Raw genomic sequence first — 19,436 nt, 5'->3', positions numbered from 1 at the left:
TCAGGAACTGCAGGAGAGCATCGAACACCCGGCGCGCTCGCGCGCCCAGTCGGGCCTGCGCTGCGCGTACGCCGCGCGCTCGGGTTGCTCGTCGTAGGGCCGGCGCATCACGTCCAGCAGACTGCGAACGGGACCGTAATCGCCCTGCTCCGCCGCATCGATGGCCTGCTGCGCCAGGTAATTGCGCATGACGTAACGCGGGTTGGCCGCATTCATGCGCGCCCGCCGCTGGGCCGCATCCAGACCCTCCTGGCGACAGCGGTCCGCATACAGCCGCAACCAGCCGGAGAATTCGTCGGCCGTCTCGAGGCGCTTTGCGTCATCGTAGAAGGCATCGAGGAACAGCGCCGGATCCGGCTTCAGGAGATCGACTTCGGCCAGCGCGCGGAAAAACAGGGTCATGTCGACTTCGGCGCGCTTCATCCAGCCGTGCAATGCGTCCACCATCGGCAGATCGGCATCGGCGAGCGCCGCCAACCCCAGCTTTGCGGCGGTCATCGCCCTGCTCTCACGGTCATAGACCTCCGCGTAGGTGTTCAGCCCCGCCTGTAGCGCCTCCGTGCTGCCAAAGGCGGGAAACAGGGCGTTCGCCAACTGGAGCAGATTCCAGTTGGCGATCCTCGGCTGGTGGCCAAACCGGTAGCGCCGGCCGCCGGCGTCGGTGGTGTTGGGCGTCCAGCCAGGATCGAAGTTGTCGACCCAGCCGTAAGGGCCGTAGTCGATCGTGAGTCCGAGGATAGACATGTTGTCGGTGTTCATCACCCCATGGACGAAACCGACCCGCATCCAGTGCGCCACCATCGTGGCGGTACGCGCACATACCGTCTCGAACCAGCGCGCCCGCTTGTCGCGCGCACTGCCCTCGATCCCGGGGAAGTCGCGCGCGATGGTGAAGTCGATCAGGCGGTTGAGCAGGTCGAGATCGCCCCGCGCCGCCAGCAGTTCGAAGTTGCCAAAGCGGATGAAGGATGGCGCCACCCTGCAGACGATGGCCCCGGGTTCGGCCTGCGGGTTGCCGTCGTAGAACATGTCGCGCACGACCTTTTCGCCGGTGCCGACCAGGCTCAAGGCGCGCGTGGTCGGCACCCCCAGGTGATGCATCGCTTCGCTGCAGAGGAATTCCCGGATCGAGGACCGCAGCACCGCACGCCCGTCGGCGCGCCGGGAATAAGGGGTTGGCCCAGCGCCTTTCAGTTGCAGTTCCCAACGCTCGCCCTGCCCGTTGAGCACCTCACCCAAGGTGATTGCGCGACCGTCGCCCAGTTGCCCGGCCCAGTTGCCGAACTGATGCCCGCCGTAGCAGGCCGCGTACGGCTCCATGCCGTCGAGCAGACGATTGCCGCCGAACACCTCGGCGAATTCCGGGCTGGCAATGTCGGTTTCGTCCCAGCCGAGCAGCGCCGCAACCTCTGCGGAATGGGCCACGAGATGCGGCGCGGCCACCGGGGTGGGATTCACGCGCGAATAGCTGGCGCCCGCAACCTGCCGGGTATGCGGCCCGGTCTCCGGATCCGCGGGCAGTTCGCGCACGAAGCGATTGTCGAAAACGAGTGGTCTCATCGGGTAGGGGATCGCAGCTTTTGTCGGGTTTAGATCATCAGAGTGACGCGCACAGCGATGGTTCGGCCGCGTGGCCAGATACCCGAGCAAGGAGCGCGCCAACGCGGTCAGCGCCAGCGCGGATCGAAGGCGTCGCGCACGACGTCGGCAAACAGGTTGGCCGCCAGGACCAGCACGAACATGAACACGAAGGCCGCGGCAAGCGACCACCACACCATGGGCTCGCGCGCCAGTTCCGCCCGCGCCAGGTTGATCATGGTGCCGAAGCTGATGGTGGTGGGATCGACCCCGATCCCGACATAGGACAGCACCGCCTCGGCAAGCACCAGCCCCGAAAAATCCATGACCAGGGCGATCAGCACGATGTGCATGACGTTGGGCAGGATGTGGCGGCGCAGGATGCCTGTGGTGCCAACCCCGAAGGCCCGCGCGGCCTGGACGTATTCGAGTTCGCGCAGCTTGAGCGTTTCGCCCCGCAGCAGCCGGCACAAGCCGGTCCAGCTGGTAATGCCGAGAATGAAGCACAGCGCAAGCAGGCGCGCATCGGAACGCTCCGCCGCAGTGCCGAACCAGTGCGGGTGGGTATCGATCACCACCTGCATCATCAGCACGGCGGCGGCGATCAACAGCACCGAGGGAATCGCGTTGAGCACCGTATAGACGTACTGCACGGCGTCATCCACCCACCCGCCCAGGTAGCCCGCGGCGATGCCGAGCGCGATGGCGAACGGCAGCATCACCAGCGTGGTGACGGTCCCGATCACGAGGGCGGTCCGCACGCTCTTCAGGGAGAGATAGAGCACGTCCTGGCCGACTTTGTCGGTACCGAGCACGTGGTAGTACGGCGCCAGCATCACCACCACCGCGACGACCAGCGCGATGATGCTGCATGCGACCCACGCCGCACGCCACGCCAGCACGGTACGGCCCGCAAGCACCGCGGCGGCGGCCCGGATCGGCCCGCCATGACGGGCGGCAAGGCCCACCGCCAGCGCCGCCAGCAGCGCGACGCTGGCGACCACCGCCAACCCCGCTGCGTGCCCCAGGCGGCGGGCCAGATCCGGGGCGAACTCCGCTTCCGGCGCCTGCAGGTGGGCACCACCGTGCTGCAGGCGCGGATACGTCCGAACCTGCCCGCCCCCGGTTTCCACGGTTTCGCGCTGGTACAGGGTGGCGGCGAGCGGCGCCGAATAGGTCTTCTCGGTATTCAGCCGCAGTGGCTCCAGCACCCGGTCGAGCAGGCTCAGGACCTCGGCCGAGTAGGTTTCTGAGGGCCCCGCAGCCCCTTCCAGCTGCGCCAGTTGCGGCCGGTAATGCAGGCTGTCCATCACGCCGATCACGATGAACACCCCCAGCACGCACGCCGACACCATGCCGGTCGCGCGCTCGCCCACCTTGCGCCAGGCCTGCCGCAGTGGCGGTTGCGCGCGCGCATGCAGGACCACCCCAACGCCGGCGAGCAGCAGCAGGAACAGCAGCGCGTCGGTCCACAACAGCACGGGTTGAAAGCCCGCCATCATCCCAGCCTCACCCGCGGATCGACCAGCGTGTACGACAGGTCGGTCAGGATCAGGCCGACGATGTAGAGCAGCGAGCCGATGAACACCATGGCGCGCACCACGGCGAAGTCCTGCGCGTTGATCGCGTCGATCGTGTAGCTGCCCAGCCCCGGAATGGCGAAAAAGGATTCCACCAGCAGGCTGCCGAGGAACAGCAGCGGGATCAGCACGACCACGCCGGTCAGGATGGGGATCATCGCGTTCTTGAGCACGTGGCGGAACAGCACGGCCAGTTCGGACAGCCCCTTCGCGCGCGCGGTGCGGACATAGTCGCGCGAGATCTCTTCAAGGAACAGCGTGCGATACCAGCGCACGCTCGACCCCACCCCGCCGATCACGCTGATCAGCACCGGCAGCACCAGGAAGCGGGCGGCGTCCAGACCGCCGGCGTAGCCGGAAATCGGCACCAGCGCCCACAGTTTGGAAACCAGCCACTGGCCACCGATGATGTAGAACAGGCTGGAGATCGACATCATGCCGACACACAGCACCACGCCCCAGAAATCCAGGTAGGTGGCGCGGAAGAACACCAGCAGCAGCGCCATGCTGACCGCGGCGAACAGGCCGAGCGCGAAGGTCGGCAGCGCGATTGCGAGCGACGGCCCCATGCGGGTGCGGATCTCGCGGCCGATGTCGCGGCCGTCGTCGGCCTGGCCGAAATCGAACGCGAACATGCGCAGGGACTTGTCGAAGAAGATCGTGTCGGTCACCCGTTCCAGGCCCTTGGCCTCGGTATTCACCAGCAGCGGGCGGTCATAGCCGCGCTCGACCTTCCAGCGCTCGATCGCCTCGGGCGTGGCGCGTTTGACGCCGATCTGCATGCGCGCCATGTCGTCGGGCGAATTCACGACGAAGAACAGCACGAAGGTCAGCAGATTGACGCCGACCAGGATGGGAATGGCGTAGAGCAGGCGGCGGACGATGTAGGCCAGCATCTCAGCGCGCCTCTGATCCGGCCGTTGCGGTACGCGCGGTGCCGCGCTCGTGCCGTCGCCAGTGCAGCAGCGCGGGCGCTACCGCAGCGGCCAATACGAGCGCCACCACCAGCAAGGGCCACAGCACCGGGCGGTTCCACTCGGCCCGCGCTGCCTCGCGCTGGGCGACGTCGATGCGCTGGTACTTGAGCCCGTTGCGCACGATGCTGCCCGGCTTGCGGTTGTAAAGCCAGCCGTGCTGCAACGAGTAGGACTTGGGATGGAAGCCGAACAGCCAGGGAGCGTCCTGCTGAACCAGGCCCACCATGCGGTCGATCACCGCCTGCCGGCGGGGTCCGTCGGGCAGCATCTTCATCCGCTCGAACAACTGGTCGAACTCCGCGTTGGCATAGTTGGAGGCGTTCTGCCCCTGGAACTTCACCTTGCCCTGCGGGCCGTGGAGCAGGAAGAGCATGTTCTCCGGATCGGGGTAATCGGCGTTCCAGCCGAAGAAGAACAGTTGCGCATTACCCAGCCGGATCTTGTCCTGGAAGCGGTTCCAGTCGGTGGGGCGCACCACGAACTGCACGCCCAGTTCGCGAAACTGCTTTGCCAGCCAGTCCGACCGCGCCTTGTCGCCCAAGCCGCCCGGCGTGGTGTCGAGATTCAGGATCAGCGGTTCGCCGGTCTTTGCGTCCCGTCCGTTGGGGTAGCCGGCCTCGGCCAGCAACTGGCGCGCGCGCTCGAGCTTGCGCCGCACCGCGCGCCCGTCGCGCCATTCGTAGACCACCGGGTTGATGCCGGCCTCGCCGTCACGCGCACCGAACACGTCGGGCGGAATCGGGCTCATCGCCGGGATGCCGCGGCCGTTGAGGAAGATGGAGACGAACTCTTCCATATCCAGCGCCACCGACACCGCCTGCCGCAGCTTGCGGGCGCGCTCGCGCGCGGCGGCCGAAGCGCCTTCGGGCATGCCGACCACGGGGTCGAGCATGTTGAAGCCCAGGTAGAAGATCGACGGCGACACCGAGGTCAGCAGGCGGATGCCGCGCTCGCTCATCTCGTCCGACAGCGAAACCTCGCCCTGGCTGGTCATCGTCACCGCCTGGTCGAAGTTGTCGGACGACACGCCCGAGGCGTCGTAATAGCCTTGCAGGAACTTGTTCCAGTAGGGAATGCCTTCGCGTTCGCGCGAAAACACGGCACGGTCGATGAACGGGATCGGCTTGCCGCAATCGGCAAGCAAGCCCTCGGCGGCATCGGCCGCTTCGCCTTCGCAGGGATAACGCCCGCCCCGGAAGTTGGGGTTGCGCACGAGTTCCATGCGGTTGTTGGGATCGTTCTCGACCATCATGTAGGGCCCGGTGCCGATCGGCCACCAGTCCAGCGTGAGGTTGCGCTCCGCCATCCCCGGCTGGTCGTAGAAGCGGTCCGCCTCGGGCGGCACCGGAGCGAAGAAGGGCATCGAGAGCCAGTACACGAACTGCGGATAGGCGCCGCGGAGCGTGATGCGATACGTGTGCCGGTCCACCACCTGGACGCCGGGCAGTTCGAAGCGGGTGAGGTCCAGCGGCCCGGGGTTCCGCTTCAGCTCGTCCGCAAGCTGTTGCTGCAGCGTCTTCAGCCCGGGCAGGTATTCCGCGATCAGCTCGAAGATCGGCGAATGCAGGCGCGGGTGGGCAAGCCGCTTGATCTGGTGGACGAAATCCGCCGCCTCCAGCTCGCGCGTGCCGGTGTGCTCGAAATCGCCGATGCCGTCGATGCCGGCCAACGCGGCGGGGGAAAGGTCGAGGTAGCGCGGATTTCCGCTGTCGTCGCGGGCGAAGGCCGGGTGTGGCTGGAACAGGATGCCGGGACGCACGCTGATCTCATAAACGCTGGTCGCCACCTTCGCCGGGTCCGCATCCGCGGGCAGTTCGCGGCCCGCGGCGTCATAGCGGCGCAGCGCAGGCATTCCGGCCGCGGAGCCCGGCTCCAGCGTGTAGGGCCGTTTCAGGTAGTGGTACTGCAGCGGCGGCTCGTAGATCTGATAGACGAACACCGCCTCGTCCTCGGCATAGGACTGCACGGGGTCGAGGTGCTTAGGGCGCTGGCTGAAGGCGCTGTACAGAATGTTCTGACCGCGTTCGGCCGCGGGATAAGGGTCGTTCCACAGCGGGCCGCAGGCGCCCATCAGCATCGCGGCCGCACAGGCGGCCACGATATGGCGAAACGGAAAGGACACGGAGCGGCTCATCGCCCGCGAGTGTATGCGGGCCGGGCGCTCAAGTCAGTATGTAATCCGTGGCCACCGGCGCCGGCAACGGCTTCTCGCCCAGCATCTCGCGCAGGCTGGCCTCGATGCCGGCGGCCATGGCGTCGAGCGCGAGGTCGTTGGGCGCGAGACCAAAGGGTTCCTCGATCTCGTCGCTCAGCGCTTCGAGCGCGAAGAAGGTGTAGGAAACGAACAGCACGACCACCGGCGTCATCATGCCGATCGCATCCACCAGGCCGAAGGGCAGCATCATGCAGTACAGGTACACCGTACGGTGCAGGATGACCGAATAGGTGAATGGCAAGGGCGTGCCCGCGATGCGCTCGCAGCCGCCCAGCACTTCTGATAGCCCGGACACGTGCACGTCCATGCGCTGCTGCAGCACCACGTCGAGTTCACCGGCATCCCGCCGCTCGCGCAGCCATTCGGCCAGCCACAGCAGGATCAGGGCGCAGGGAAACCGGGCCTGGCCGATCCGCGCCAGCAGCGTGGTCGGCAACAACCCGTCCAGCCCCTGCGCCGAGGGCTGTCCGCGCAACTGGTTGCGCAACGCGTGGGCAAAAGCGATGACGCCGAGCACGAAGGGACGCGCATCGGTGCGCCGTCGCGTCATGGTCAGCGCCTGGCGCGACACCGTGCGCGCCTCCACCAGCAGACGCCCCCACAGCTTGCGCGCCTCCCAGTAGCGGTCGTAGCTCGCGTTGTTGCGAAAACCCAGAAAAATCGCCAGCGCCACACCCATCAGCGAGAACGGCGCCGAGGTAAGCGTGACCTTCCAGTGAAAGAGCTGGCCATGCGCCAGCACGACGACCGCGGCGAGGCCAGTGGTGAACAGCAGTTGCGGAAAGATGCGGTTGAGGATGGAACCGCGGCGGACGAAGAGCAGCTTGAGCCAGTGTGGCCGGGGACGGACGATCACGGGAGACGCCGGAGGGCGAGGAAAATGGACGGGAACCGAATTCTGTCAGTTTTTTTGCTGCACTGCCGCACAGACCGCCGGGCGCGCGCAGGGCGGCCGCCAACAACCCTAAGCAGAGGGCAGTTTTGGCTATAATCCTTGGCTCTGTCATTCGGAGCTGTACTACATGGGCTTTCTCGCCGGCAAACGCATCCTCATCACCGGTCTGCTCAGCAATCGCTCGATTGCCTACGGCATTGCCAAAGCCATGCATCGCGAAGGCGCGCAACTCGCGTTCACCTACCAGAACGAGCGGTTCCAGGAGCGCGTGGCGAAGATGGCCGCGGACTTCGACAGCGACATGCTGTACGCCTGTGACGTTCAGAACGACGCCGAGATCAACGCCCTTTTCGAGCAGCTCGCCCAGAAATGGGATGGCCTCGACGGTCTGGTGCACTCCATCGCTTTCGCGCCGAGCGACGCGCTCGAAGGCGACTTCCTCGACGGTTTCTCGCGTGAAGCGTTCCGCATCTCGCAGGAAGTCAGCGCCTACAGCTTCCCGGCGCTGGCCAAGGCCGCCCGCCCGCTGATGAAGGGCCGCAATGGCGCGCTGCTGACGCTGTCGTATCTCGGCGCGGTGCGCACCATGCCCAACTACAACATCATGGGCCTGGCCAAGGCCAGCCTCGAAGCCTCGGTGCGCTACATGGCCGTTTGCGTGGGCCCCGAAGGCACCCGCGTCAACGCGATCTCGGCGGGTCCGATCAAGACCCTGGCGGCCTCGGGCATCGGCAGCTTCGGCAAGCTGCTGGCGTTCAACGAGCGCAATGCGCCGCTGCGCCGTAACGTCACCATCGACGAAGTCGGCAACGCCGCCGCGTTCATGTGCTCCGATCTGGCCAGCGGCATCACCGGCGAAGTCATGTACGTCGATGCCGGATTCAACACCACCGCGCTCGGCAACTCCGAACAGGTCTGAACCCGACGCGCGCGGCACACCGCCGCCGCATGAAAAAACGCCCGGCTTGGACCGGGCGTTTTTCTTTTTGCCACTGTCCGCTATTCGCGCGGCGGGGCGGCCGGCAGCTTGATCTCGACCTTGTAGCGCTCCCGCAGCCCGGCAAGGAAACTGCCGAAATCGCGCTCCGCGACCATGCGCGAATACTGCGAGGCGACGGCCGCGATGCGGGGATCATCATCCGCCAGCACGGGGCGGTTGACCGCATCGATGCGATAAACCGCGTAGCCCCCTTCCGGCAGCGCAACGCCGACGTGCGCCGGCAGCTTTCCGGACGGGGCCGCGAAGACGGCCTGCATCGCCGCGGCGGGCAGCGCCGGCGCGCCGCGCTGGAGCTTGCGCGCGGCCGAAAACTCACCGCCCCCCGCAGCCTCGCCCTTTTCCAGGGCGGCGAGCGCAGCGCTGCCACGCTCGGTGGCCAGCTTGGCGGCCTCTTCGTTGCGCAATTGCTGCTCGATCTCGGCCCGGACCTGATCGAACGGCAGGCGCTGGGCCGGCTCGAACGCCGCCACCCGCCCTGCCGCCAGCGCGTTCGGACCCAGTTCGATCGCCTGGGTGTTGCGGCCGTTCTTGCTCGCGTCTTCGGCAAACAGCGCATCCACCAGCTTGCTGCTGCTGACGCTACCCACCGCGTCGGCACCGCGCTGCACCCAGTCGCTGGTCCGCACCTCGAGGCCGAACTGCTCCGCCACCGGCTTCAGGCTGTCCGGCTGCTCGTAGACCATATTGGAGAAATCGTTGGCGACTTCGGCAAAACGACGCCCGGCCGCCTGCTTGCGCAGTTCGTCCACGATCTCGCCGCGCACGCTGTCCAGCGAACGCGTGGTCGCCGGCTTGATGTCGGTCACCTGGATGATGTGGAAACCGAAATCGGAGCGCACCACCGGACCGACGACGCCCTTGGCCTGACCGAAGGCCGCGTCCTCGAACGGCTTGACCATCGCGCCCCGGCCGAAGAAGCCGAGATCCCCGCCGCGCGCGGCCGAACCCGAGTCCTGCGACGACGCCTTGGCGAGCGCCTCGAAACGGCCCGGATCCTTGGCGAGGGTGGCGGCAATCTCGTCGATCGCGGCCTTGGCCTTGGCCACCTCTGCCTCAGGCGCGCCGGCATCCACCTGGATCAGGATGTGGCGCGCACGACGCTCTTCCGGCTGGCCGAAACGGCCCGGATTGCCGTCGTAGAACGCGCGGACTTCCTCGTCCGAAACCTTGACCTGCTTCGCCAGCGCGGCTTCGTCCAGCACCACGTATTCCGCCTTCAGCCGCGCCGGCTGCTCGAAGCGCGCTGCGTTGGCGTCGTAGAAGGCCTGCGCCGCGCCCTCGGCCAGCTTGACCTCGCCGAGGTAGCGGCTGGCGGGGAAACGCAATTCGCGTACCTCGCGCTCTTCGAGCTGCGCGAGCAGGAAGCGCTTGGCCGATGCGGCCGGGGTAAACGCCGCTTCGCCGATCGACGCGGCCAGTTGCTGGATGCGCACATCCTGCGCCAGCCGGGCTTCGAAACCCGCGGGCGTCATGTTCTGCGCGCGCAGCACATCCTGATAGCGCTGCAGCGAGAACTGGCCGTTCTCGTGGAAGGCCTCCACCGCGGCAATCGTCTCCTGCAGTTGCTGCGGCGTCACCACCATGTGGCGGTCCGCCGCATAGCGCGCGAGCAGACGCTGGCTGACCATGGTTTCGAGCACCGCGCGGCGCAGCGCCGGCGATTCGAGCAGGGCGCTATCCACCGGACCGCCCATTTCGTTGCGCAGGCGATCCTGGCGCTCACGCAGCGCGCGGTCGAACTCGGCCGCCGTGATCGGCGCCCCATCGACGACGGCGACTTCGCCACCGCCGGGACCGTCCTTGAAATAGGCGTCGAGGCCGAAGAATGCGAAGGGGATGATGAGCAGGGCCAGAATGATCTGGGCCACCCGCTTGTTGTTGCGAACAGCGTCGAACATCTTGATTTCCGTATAAGCAGCGGGAATACGACGAACGGCGGGACGGGCCGGCGCCGGAGGCCGGAGTGTAGCGCATCCGGCGTGTGCTGGCCGCGATCCGTGGCCGACGGCACACGGGCCGCCCGAAGCGGGCCGTTATACTGCGCGCCATGCGTTCTAACCCCCTCCGTTTTTCCCTGGTCGCCCTCGGCTACGCCGTCGTCGGGTGGCTGTCGTTGCAGCTTGCGGTTCCGCCGGGCTATGCCGTGCCGTTTTTCCCTGCGGCCGGCATTGCGCTTTCGGCGCGCATCATCTACGGCCCGCGTATCCTGCCCGCGGTGTTCCTCGGCTCGCTGGCCGTACAGATTCCGGCCCTGCTCCAGTCCTCCGTCGCGGTGCCGGTATGGTGGGGCCCGGCACTGGTTCCGCTGGGCGCCGTACTGCAAGCAGGCGCGGGCGCATGGCTGGCCGAACGCCTGATCGGCTTTCCCAACCCGCTCGATGCGCCGCGCCCCATCATCCGCTTCCTGCTCGGCGTCGCCCCGCTCAGCTGCCTCGTCAGCCCCACCTTCGCGATCCCGGTGCTGATGGGGGCAGGCGTCATCTCCTTCGGCGACGCGACATTCAACTGGTGGAACTGGTGGGTGGGCGACACGCTCGGCGTCGTCGTCGCGACGCCGCTGATGTTCGCGTTTCTCGGTCACCCGGCGGCCGATTGGCGGGCGCGCCGCTTCGGCATCGCGATTCCCCTCGGCATCGCCATCGTGCTGCTCGGATTTGCGTTCCATCAGGTCCGCAACTGGGAAGCGCTGCGGGTGGAAACCCAGTTCAGCCGTGATGCCGACCACATCACCAGCCAGGTGCGCAAGCGCCTGGACATGCAGCTGGACATGCTGCAGTCCATCGAGCGTCTGATCACCGTCAGCGAAAACGTAAACGGCAACGACTTCCGCGACTTCGTGATGCCATGGATCGAGCGCTACCCGGGGACCCAGAACTTCGGCTGGAGTCCGCTCGTCAGCCACGCCCAGCGCGACGCGTTCGAAGCAGCGCTGCGGGAATCCGACACACCCGACTTCCGCATCCGCGACCGCCAGCCCGACGGCCGCACCTTCACCGCGGCGGAGGCCGACGAATACCTGCCGATCATCTTCGTCGAACCCTTCCGCACCAATCGCAGCGTGGTCGGCCTCAACCCCTTGTCGTTGCCGGCCACCGCCGAAGCGATCCGCGAGACCCGCCAGACGGGCCGTCCGGTGACGACCGAAGGCGTAAGACTGGTGCAGGAAAGCGGCGATCAACGCGGGGTGATCGTGTATCTGGCCGTGTTCGAACGCCAGAGCGACTTCACCGCCGAACGGCGGCTGCGCGGCGTGATCTCCGGCGTGTTCCGCATGGACGACGCGATCGCGGGGGCGCTGGAAGGCGCGCGCTCGTCGGGTATCGAGCTGTGCCTCACCGACCTCGATGCGCCAGTCGGCAACCGCCGGCTCGCGGGGCCTGTCGGATGCGACTCAGCGGACTGGGCGCGCGGCCTGCCGGTCAGCCGCTCGGCGCTGCAGTTCGCGGGCCGCCAGTGGAGCCTCGTGCAGCGCGCGGGGCCGGAATACCTCGGCGCGATCCGCAGCTGGGCGGCGTGGAGTTCGATCGCGATCGGGCTGGTGTCGGTCGGCATCCTCGGCGCGTTCCTGCTCATCACTACCGGCAATACGCGCCGCATCGCGGCCCTGATCGAGCGCCGCACCACCGAACTGGCGAGCGCAGGCAGCAAGCTGCGCCAACAGCAGGCCGCGCTCGCCCAAGCGCAGCGCGTGGCCCGGCTGGGCAGCTGGGAAACCGACAACGAGTTGTGCGAGGTGCGCTGCTCGGCCGAGCTGCACCGCGTGCTGGAACGCCCGGAAGGCCGGCTGGGCACCATGGAAGAACTGATGGACGCGGTGATCCCGCTCGACCGCCCTGCCCTGCTTGGCGCCCTCGAACAGGTCGCGCGCGCCCCCGACCACGCCACGCTGGACTGTCGCGTCCAGGCCCGTCCCACCCGCATCGTGCAGTTCCAGATCGAGAGCGAGTGGCAGGACGGCGTGCTGGAACGCATCCGCGGTACGGTGCAGGACGTGACCAGCGCGCGCGAGGCCGAGGCGCACATCCAGTACCTTGCCCATTACGATTCGCTGACCGGGCTGCCCAACCGCAGCGCGTGGATGAACCAGGCGCGCAGCGCGCTCAGCCTGGCGCAGCGCCACCAGCACATCCTGGCGGTGCTGTTCCTCGATCTCGACAACTTCAAGACGGTGAACGATTCGCTCGGCCACCCAGTGGGCGACCGCCTGCTCGCGGCGGTGGCGCAGCGCCTGGCTCATTGCCTGCGCGAGGAGGACAGCTTCGCCCGCCTCGGCGGCGACGAATTCGTCGCCCTGCTGCCGCGCGTAACGCGCGCGGAGGACGCCGCGGCGGTGGCGCGCAAGATGCTGGATGCGCTCGCCACACCGGTGGTGATCGACGACCACGAACTCGCCCCTTCGGTGAGCATCGGCATTTCGCTGTTCCCCAGCGACGGCACCGATGTGGACACGCTGCTCAAACACGCCGACACCGCGATGTACGGCGCCAAGGAAGTCGGCCGCAACAACTTCCAGTTCTTCGTGCCCGAGATGAACACCCGGGCGCTCGAACGGTTGCTGCTCGAAAACGCGCTGCGCCGCGCGATCGAGCGCAACGAGCTGACGTTGCACTACCAGCCCCAGGTGGCCGCCACCAGCGACCGACCGAACGGCTGCGAGGCGCTGGTCCGCTGGCAGCATCCGGACTTCGGCCTGGTGCCGCCGGCCCAGTTCATTCCGATCGCGGAGGACTCGGGCCTGATCGTGCCGCTGGGCGAATGGGTGCTGCGCGAGGCCTGTCGCCAGCAGGTGAAATGGGCGCGCAGCGGGCTGCACCTGATGGTCGGGGTCAACATCTCCGCGCTCCAGTTCCGCCGCGCCGACTTCGTCGACAGTGTGGTGCAGGTGCTGGCGGAAACCGGCGCCAACCCGGAACGCATCGAGCTGGAAATCACCGAGAGCGCGCTGATGGATGCGAGCGACGCGCTGTCGCGCCGGCTGCGCGAACTCGCCAACATGGGCCTCTCGCTCGCGCTCGACGACTTCGGCACCGGATACTCCAGTCTCGCCTACCTCAAGCGGCTGCCGATCGGCCGGCTCAAGATCGACCGCTCCTTCGTGAAAGATCTGCCGGGCGACCCGGAAGATGCGGCGGTGACGGCGGCGACGCTGTCGCTCGCGCGCGACCTCGGCCTCGAAGTCGTCGCCGAAGGCGTGGAGACCGTCGCCCAGCGCGACTTCCTGGTTGCGCGCGGTTGTCACACGCTGCAGGGTTATCTGTACTCGCGCCCGCTCGACGTGGCCGCGTTCGAAGCCTGGATGCAGGCCACCGAAGAGGCGTAAACGGACAAGGGCGGCCCGCGGGCCGCCCTTTCAACATGCGCCGTGCTCAGTCAGCCCGGCTGAAGCTCAGCTTGCTGCCGCTGGCGTCGACCCGGATGCGGTCCTTGGCGCCGAACTGCCCTTCGAGAATCGCCTTCGCCAACGGATTCTCGATGCGCTCCTGGATCGCACGCTTCAGCGGCCGCGCGCCGAACACCGGATCGAAACCGGCCGAGGCGATCTCGGCCAGCGCCGCGTCGCTCACCTCCATGCTCATGTCGAGCTTGGCCAGGCGCTTCTCCAGGTACTTCAGCTGGATGCGCGCGATACCGGCGATGTTCTTCTCGTCGAGCGCATGGAACACCACCACCTCGTCGATGCGGTTGATGAACTCGGGGCGGAAGAAGGTCTTCACCTCGGCCATCACCGCCAGCTTGATCACCTGGTAATCGTCGCCCGACATCTGCTGGATCATCTGGCTGCCGAGGTTGCTGGTCATCACGATCACGGTGTTCTTGAAGTCCACCGTGCGGCCCTGGCCGTCGGTCATGCGGCCGTCGTCGAGCACCTGCAGCAGCACGTTGAACACGTCCGGATGTGCCTTCTCGACCTCGTCGAACAGGATGACGCTGTAGGGCTTGCGCCGCACCTGCTCGGTCAGGTAGCCGCCTTCCTCGTAGCCGACATAGCCCGGGGGCGCGCCGATCAGGCGGGCGACCGAGTGCTTCTCCATGAACTCGCTCATGTCGATCCGGATCAGGTGCTCTTCCGAATCGAACAGGAATTCGGCCAGCGTCTTGCACAGCTCGGTCTTGCCCACGCCGGTGGGGCCGAGGAAGAGGAAGGAGCCGTAGGGCCGGTTTTCGTCGGCCAGCCCCGCGCGCGAGCGGCGGATGGCGTCCGACACCAGCCGCACCGCTTCGTCCTGGCCCACCACGCGGCCGTGCAGCCGCTCTTCCATCTTCAGGAGCTTGTCGCGCTCGCCCTGCATCATCTTGCTCACCGGAATGCCGGTGGCGCGAGACACCACCTCGGCGATTTCCTCGGCGCCCACCTGGGTGCGCAAGAGCTTGAACTGGCGCTCGCCGCTGCCGGCGGTTTCGGCCGCCTTCAGCTGGGCTTCCAGCTGCGGCAGCTTGCCGTACTGCAGCTCGGCGAGCTTGTCGAACTGGCCCTTGCGCTGCATCTCGGCCATCTGCGCGCGCAGCTTCTCGATCTCTTCCTTGATGTGCTGGCTGCCCTGCACGCTGGCCTTTTCCGAACGCCAGACCTCGTCCAGGTTGGCGTACTCGCGTTCGAGCTTGTCGATCTCGTCGCGGATCAGCAGCAGACGTCGCTGCGACGCCTCGTCGGTCTCGCGCTTGACCGCCTCCTGCTCGATCTTGAGCTGGATCAGCCGGCGTTCGAGCTTGTCCATGACCTCCGGCTTGGAGTCGATCTCCATCTTGATGCGCGCCGCGGCCTCGTCGATCAGGTCGATCGCCTTGTCCGGCAGGAAGCGGTCGGTGATGTAGCGGTGCGAGAGTTCCGCCGCGGCGACGATGGCCGGGTCGGTGATGTCCACGCCGTGGTGCACCTCGTACTTCTCCTGCAGGCCGCGCAGGATGGCGATGGTGGACTCCACCGTCGGCTCGTCCACCAGCACCTTCTGGAAGCGGCGTTCGAGCGCGGCATCTTTCTCGATGTACTTGCGGTACTCGTCCAGCGTGGTGGCGCCGATGCAGTGCAGCTCGCCGCGCGCCAGCGCCGGCTTCAGCATGTTGCCAGCGTCCATCGCGCCTTCGGCCTTGCCGGCGCCCACCATAGTGTGGATCTCGTCGATGAAGAGGATGATGCGGCCCTCGTCCTGGGCGATGTCCTTCAGCACCGCCTTCAGCCGCTCCTCGAACTCGCCGCGGTACTTTGCGCCGGCCAGCAGCGCCGCCATGTCGAGCGACAGCACCTTCTTGCCCTTGAGCGTCTCCGGCACCTCGTCATTGACGATGCGCTGCGCCAGGCCCTCGACGATAGCGGTCTTGCCCACGCCCGGCTCGCCGATCAGCACCGGGTTGTTCTTGGTGCGGCGCTGCAGGATCTGGATCGCGCGGCGGATCTCGTCGTCACGGCCGATCACCGGGTCGAGCTTGCCGGCGCGGGCGCGCTCGGTGAGGTCCAGGCAGTACTTCTTCAGCGCCTCGCGCTGGCCTTCGGCATCCTGGCTGCCCACGTTCTGGCCGCCGCGCACCGCATCCACGGCCGCCTCCAGCGCCTTGCGGGTGAGGCCGTGCTCCTTCAGCAGACGGCCGGTCTCGCCCTTGTCGTCGGCGAGCGCGAGCAGGAACATCTCGCTGGCGATGAACTGGTCGCCGCGCTTCTGGGCTTCCTTGTCGGTGAGGTTGAGCAGGTTGGTGAGGTCGCGGCCGACCTGCACCTCGCCGCCATGGCCTTCCACCTTGGGCAGGCGGTCGAGCGCCTTCTGCAGCGCGGATTTCAGCGGCGGCACATTGACGCCGGCGCGCTGCAACAGCGACACCGTGCCGCCGTCGTCCTGGTTGAGCATCGCCGCGAGCAGGTGCTGCGGCTCGATGAACTGCTGGTCGTTGCCCACCGCGATGCTCTGGGCATCCGCGAGGGCTTGCTGGAATTTGGTGGTGAGCTTGTCGAAACGCATGACGATCGTCCTTATGCTGAGCGGCTTGGCACGGATATGGGGCCGGCGCGGCCGAAATCAAGCGGTATCGCCGGGCCGCGCCGCGGGTTCGCGCTGCCCCGCTGCCCCATGCCTGTGTTATGGTTCTCGGCGAGGCGGAGGGAGCAGAAACCGTGGTTCAAGGCCACACCAGCAACTGCCGGAGTCTTGAGCGCCTCTTACAACATTCAACCGCGCGCGGAGGAAAACACATGGCAAGCAAACAGGATCAGTTCAACGAACTGCAAAAGAAGAACCTCGAAGCGGCGATGCGCCTGGCCCAGCTGTCGATCGAGAACTCGCAGCGCATCATGGAAATCCAGGTCACCACCGCCAAGGCCTTGTTCGAGGAAGGCGTGGAGAACGCCAAGGCCCTGTCCTCCACCAAGGACCCCAAGGATCTGCTGGAACTGCGTACCCAGTTCGCCCAATCGACCACCGAGAAGATGCTGTCCTGCGCTCGCGAGATCGCGGAACTCACCTCCCGTGCCCAGGCCGAAGTTGGCAAGCTGGTCGGCGAACAGCTGACCACCGGCAGCACCGACGTGTTCGAAGCGATGCAGAAGATGTTCCAGGGCATGCCGATCACCGACCAGAACGCGATGGGCGCGATCCAGACGGCGATGGACACCACCCGCGCCGCCTTCGAGCAGGTCACCCGCGCCTCGGCCGAAGCCTTCCAGGCCTTCACCGGCGCAGCCCGCCCGCGCAAGTAAGATCGCCTCGGCGACAAAAAAACGGCGCCCGCGGGCGCCGTTTTTTATTGCTGCGTGCCGGGTCGCCTAGCGCCCGCCCTCGCCGCCTGTGCCCCAGCGCGCGGCTGCGGCGTCGTCGCCCTCGCGCGCGTCCACCCAGCGCGCACCCTGCGGCGTTTCCTCGCGCTTCCAGAACGGCGCCCGCGTCTTCAGGTAGTCCATGATGAACTCGCAGGCGGCGAAAGCTTCACCACGGTGCGCCCCCGCCACCGCGACGAACACGATGCGGTCGCCCGGCACCAGCCGGCCGTAGCGGTGGATCACGCGCACCGCGTTCAGCCTCCAGCGCGCCTCGGCCTCCGCGACGATGTCCGCGAGTGCCTGCTCGGTCATCCCCGGATAGTGCTCCAGGGTCATCGCCGAAACACCGCTGCCTTCGTTCGCATCCCGAACCAGGCCGACGAAGCTCGCCACCGCACCGACATCCACCCTGCCCGCGGTCAGCGCGTCGATCTCGGCGCCGACATCGAAATCCTCTTCCTGAACGCTGATCGACATCGTTTCAGCCTCCGGTAACCGGCGGGAAAAAGGCCACTTCATCGCCGGGGCGCAGTTCCACCTCCGGCCCGGCCATACGCTGGTTCACCGCCGCGCGCACATTGCGCCCGGGCGCCAGTGCCTGCCAACGCTCCCCGCGTAGCGCCAGTTCCGCCCGCAGGGTGCCGACGGTGAGGCCGCCGGCCGGCAACGTATAGGACTCGGACGCGGTTCCCAGCGCTTCACGCAGGCTGGCAAAAAACAGGATCTTGACGTTCATGGCTCAGTATAGTCAGGCAAGCAGTTCGCCATACGGCAGGAAGCGCACGGTGTCACCCTGGCGGATCGGGGTATCGGCGGGCACGTCGACCAGCCCGTTCGCCCAAACGGTGGAGCCGAGCGCGGCGGCGCCCTGGTTGGAGAAGAGTTCGACTTCACCGGCGGCGTTGACCCGCGCGCGCAGGAACTCGCGCCGACGGTCCGGCTTCGGCCAGTCGAACGCGGCGCGCAGGGACAGCGCCAGCGGCGCCGTCTCGGCCACGCCCTGGGTGGCGAGCAGGAAGGGCCGGACCATCAGCAGGAAGGTGACGAAGCTCGATACCGGGTTGCCGGGCAGGCCGATGAACGCCGCGCCGCGGACGCGGCCATAGGCGAGCGGCTTGCCGGGCTTCATCGCGATCTTCCACATGTCCAGGCTGCCCTCGGCCTCGACCGCGGGCTTGACGTGGTCTTCTTCGCCCATCGACACGCCGCCGCTGGTGAGGATCAGGTCGTGGCCCTCGGCGGCCGCGCGCAACGCATCGCGGGTCGCATCCAGCCGGTCGGGCACGATGCCGAAATCGGTGACTTCACAGCCCATCCCGACCAGCAGTGCATGCAGCATGAAACGGTTCGAGTTGTAGATTCCGCCGGGCGGCAGCGGCTCGCCGGGCATCACCAGCTCGCTGCCGGTGGAGAACATCGCCACCCGCACGCGGCGGAAGACGGGCAGCTGGGCGAGACCGACCGAGGCCGCCAGCGCCACCTCCTGCGGCCGCAGCCGCGTGCCGGCAGGGAGAATCGCCGCGCCCGCGCGGATGTCCTCGCCGGCGCGCCGCACCGCCTCACCGAGGCGGGGAACGCGGTTGACGATCACGCTCTCACCGTCGTGTTCGCAGAATTCCTGCATCACCACGGCGTCAGCACCGGCCGGCAGCGGAGCGCCGGTGAAGATGCGCGCGGCGGTTCCGGCCGCCAGCGCATGCGCGGTGCCGCCGGCGGGAATGCGCTGGCTCACCGGCAGCCGGGTGCCGGCCGCGGCAACGTCGGCCACGCGCAACGCGTAGCCGTCCATGGCGGAGTTGTCCATCGGCGGCTGGTCGATCGGGGAGTGCTGGGCCACGGCGAGCACGCGCCCGTTGGCGACCATGGTGTCAACCTGATCGACCTCGCGAACCGGACGCGCGTGACCGAGGAGCGCGGCAAGCGCTTCGTCGAAGGAGAGCATGCTGGCGTTCATGTGGACTCCGTGAATTCGAGAATGAAGGCCGCAACCGCGGCCGCGTCGTTGAGCGGCAGGCGCGGCAGCGGACAGGCGATGTCTGCGTCGGTGGCCACGGCAACCACGTGGGGGTTGTCCGGCCACAGCGGCGGTTTGCCGAAGTCCGGGCGGTGGATTTCGATCTTCGGCACGGCGGCCGCCTTGTAGCCTTCGATCAGCACGATGTCGCAGGGCGCGAGCAGCGCAAGCTGTTCGTCCAGCGTCGGCTCGGGGCGGTCCCGCAGCTCGTGCATCAGCACCCAGCGCTCACCCGACAGCATCAGCACCTGGGTGGCGCCCGCTTCGCGGTGGCGGAAGGAATCCTTGCCCGGACGGTCGAGATCGAAGCCGTGATGCGCGTGCTTGATGACGGACACCCGCAGGCCGCGGGCCGTGAATTGGGGAATGAGCTTCTCGAGCAGGGTCGTCTTGCCGGAGCCGGACCACCCGGCAATGCCAAAAACTTTCATCGA

Annotated in this window: 14 protein-coding genes; 3 read left to right on the top strand and 11 right to left on the bottom strand. The window is 67.3% G+C overall.

The genetic code is table 11. The features are described 5' to 3' along the window. From dqs_RS08345 to dqs_RS08325, 5 genes are all read right to left on the bottom strand, one after another. Complete coding sequence (locus dqs_RS08345) at positions 1-1,560, bottom strand: protein adenylyltransferase SelO (protein WP_065340176.1); 1,560 nt, start codon at positions 1,558-1,560, stop codon at positions 1-3. A 107-nt stretch (positions 1,561-1,667) separates the two neighbouring features. Then, positions 1,668-3,080: an ABC transporter permease gene (locus tag dqs_RS08340; RefSeq protein WP_065340175.1), complete on the bottom strand. Its 1,413-nt coding sequence runs from the start codon at positions 3,078-3,080 to the stop codon at positions 1,668-1,670. Next, positions 3,077-4,054 carry an ABC transporter permease gene (locus dqs_RS08335; protein ID WP_011765305.1) on the bottom strand — a complete coding sequence of 326 codons (978 nt, stop codon included), beginning with the start codon at positions 4,052-4,054 and terminating at the stop codon, positions 3,077-3,079. The genes dqs_RS08340 and dqs_RS08335 overlap by 4 nt, the downstream gene beginning before the upstream one ends. A gap of 1 nt (position 4,055) precedes the next feature. Then, a complete protein-coding gene (locus dqs_RS08330; protein ID WP_157108245.1) occupies positions 4,056-6,212 on the bottom strand; it encodes an ABC transporter substrate-binding protein in 2,157 nt (718 codons plus the stop codon). Between the two features lie 85 nt (positions 6,213-6,297). After that, on the bottom strand, positions 6,298-7,206 hold the full coding sequence (locus tag dqs_RS08325; protein WP_065340173.1) for a bestrophin family protein: 909 nt from the start codon (positions 7,204-7,206) through the stop codon (positions 6,298-6,300). A 166-nt stretch (positions 7,207-7,372) separates the two neighbouring features. Here dqs_RS08325 and fabI point away from each other — a divergent pair, with 166 nt between their 5' ends. Then, on the top strand, positions 7,373-8,164 hold the full coding sequence (gene fabI / locus dqs_RS08320) for an enoyl-ACP reductase FabI (RefSeq protein WP_011765302.1): 792 nt from the start codon (positions 7,373-7,375) through the stop codon (positions 8,162-8,164). An 80-nt stretch (positions 8,165-8,244) separates the two neighbouring features. Here the strand turns inward: fabI and dqs_RS08315 are convergent, their stop codons facing one another. Then, positions 8,245-10,143, bottom strand: a complete 1,899-nt coding sequence (locus tag dqs_RS08315) for a SurA N-terminal domain-containing protein (protein WP_065340172.1) — start codon at positions 10,141-10,143, stop codon at positions 8,245-8,247. 149 nt (positions 10,144-10,292) lie between these two features. On the opposite strand from dqs_RS08315, the gene dqs_RS08310 reads away from it, so the two are divergent. Continuing rightward, positions 10,293-13,565 (top strand): EAL domain-containing protein, encoded by a 3,273-nt coding sequence (locus tag dqs_RS08310; RefSeq protein ID WP_011765300.1) that lies wholly within the window; start codon positions 10,293-10,295, stop codon positions 13,563-13,565. A 46-nt stretch (positions 13,566-13,611) separates the two neighbouring features. Here dqs_RS08310 and clpB read toward each other — a convergent pair whose 3' ends face one another. Then, entirely contained in the window at positions 13,612-16,194 is a 2,583-nt protein-coding gene (clpB, locus tag dqs_RS08305) for an ATP-dependent chaperone ClpB (protein ID WP_011765299.1), read from the bottom strand. 230 nt (positions 16,195-16,424) lie between these two features. On the opposite strand from clpB, the gene dqs_RS08300 reads away from it, so the two are divergent. Continuing rightward, on the top strand, positions 16,425-16,928 hold the full coding sequence (locus tag dqs_RS08300) for a phasin family protein (RefSeq protein ID WP_011765298.1): 504 nt from the start codon (positions 16,425-16,427) through the stop codon (positions 16,926-16,928). Between the two features lie 66 nt (positions 16,929-16,994). On the opposite strand, the gene moaE is transcribed toward dqs_RS08300, so the two are convergent. Genes moaE through mobB form a run of 4 tightly spaced genes read right to left on the bottom strand, consistent with a single transcriptional unit; the run spans position 16,995 to position 19,433 of the window. Beyond that, positions 16,995-17,465 (bottom strand): molybdopterin synthase catalytic subunit MoaE, encoded by a 471-nt coding sequence (gene moaE / locus dqs_RS08295; protein ID WP_065340171.1) that lies wholly within the window; start codon positions 17,463-17,465, stop codon positions 16,995-16,997. A 4-nt stretch (positions 17,466-17,469) separates the two neighbouring features. Next, positions 17,470-17,724: a molybdopterin converting factor subunit 1 gene (gene moaD, locus dqs_RS08290; protein ID WP_011765296.1), complete on the bottom strand. Its 255-nt coding sequence runs from the start codon at positions 17,722-17,724 to the stop codon at positions 17,470-17,472. A 12-nt stretch (positions 17,725-17,736) separates the two neighbouring features. Next, positions 17,737-18,942, bottom strand: coding sequence for a molybdopterin molybdotransferase MoeA (locus dqs_RS08285; RefSeq protein WP_065340170.1), 1,206 nt, complete (start codon positions 18,940-18,942; stop codon positions 17,737-17,739). Beyond that, complete coding sequence (mobB, locus tag dqs_RS08280; RefSeq protein ID WP_011765294.1) at positions 18,939-19,433, bottom strand: molybdopterin-guanine dinucleotide biosynthesis protein B; 495 nt, start codon at positions 19,431-19,433, stop codon at positions 18,939-18,941. Before mobB ends, dqs_RS08285 begins: the two co-directional genes overlap by 4 nt. Positions 19,434-19,436 lie beyond the last annotated feature (3 nt).

This window comes from Azoarcus olearius (assembly GCF_001682385.1).
Classification (GTDB): domain Bacteria; phylum Pseudomonadota; class Gammaproteobacteria; order Burkholderiales; family Rhodocyclaceae; genus Azoarcus; species Azoarcus olearius.
This window is presented reverse-complemented; position numbering and strand designations above follow the sequence as displayed.

Excerpts from the sequence above, each read along its gene's own strand:
- moaE (WP_065340171.1), bottom strand. The coding sequence starts at position 17,465 with ATGTCGATCAGCGTTCAGGAAGAGGATTTCGATGTCGGCGCCGAGATC.
- mobB (WP_011765294.1), bottom strand. The coding sequence starts at position 19,433 with ATGAAAGTTTTTGGCATTGCCGGGTGGTCCGGCTCCGGCAAGACGACC.
- clpB (WP_011765299.1), bottom strand. The coding sequence starts at position 16,194 with ATGCGTTTCGACAAGCTCACCACCAAATTCCAGCAAGCCCTCGCGGAT.
- moaD (WP_011765296.1), bottom strand. The coding sequence starts at position 17,724 with ATGAACGTCAAGATCCTGTTTTTTGCCAGCCTGCGTGAAGCGCTGGGA.
- dqs_RS08340 (WP_065340175.1), bottom strand. The coding sequence starts at position 3,080 with ATGATGGCGGGCTTTCAACCCGTGCTGTTGTGGACCGACGCGCTGCTG.
- dqs_RS08345 (WP_065340176.1), bottom strand. The coding sequence starts at position 1,560 with ATGAGACCACTCGTTTTCGACAATCGCTTCGTGCGCGAACTGCCCGCG.
- dqs_RS08315 (WP_065340172.1), bottom strand. The coding sequence starts at position 10,143 with ATGTTCGACGCTGTTCGCAACAACAAGCGGGTGGCCCAGATCATTCTG.
- dqs_RS08330 (WP_157108245.1), bottom strand. The coding sequence starts at position 6,212 with ATGCTGATGGGCGCCTGCGGCCCGCTGTGGAACGACCCTTATCCCGCG.
- dqs_RS08310 (WP_011765300.1), top strand. The coding sequence starts at position 10,293 with ATGCGTTCTAACCCCCTCCGTTTTTCCCTGGTCGCCCTCGGCTACGCC.
- dqs_RS08285 (WP_065340170.1), bottom strand. The coding sequence starts at position 18,942 with ATGAACGCCAGCATGCTCTCCTTCGACGAAGCGCTTGCCGCGCTCCTC.
- fabI (WP_011765302.1), top strand. The coding sequence starts at position 7,373 with ATGGGCTTTCTCGCCGGCAAACGCATCCTCATCACCGGTCTGCTCAGC.
- dqs_RS08335 (WP_011765305.1), bottom strand. The coding sequence starts at position 4,054 with ATGCTGGCCTACATCGTCCGCCGCCTGCTCTACGCCATTCCCATCCTG.
- dqs_RS08300 (WP_011765298.1), top strand. The coding sequence starts at position 16,425 with ATGGCAAGCAAACAGGATCAGTTCAACGAACTGCAAAAGAAGAACCTC.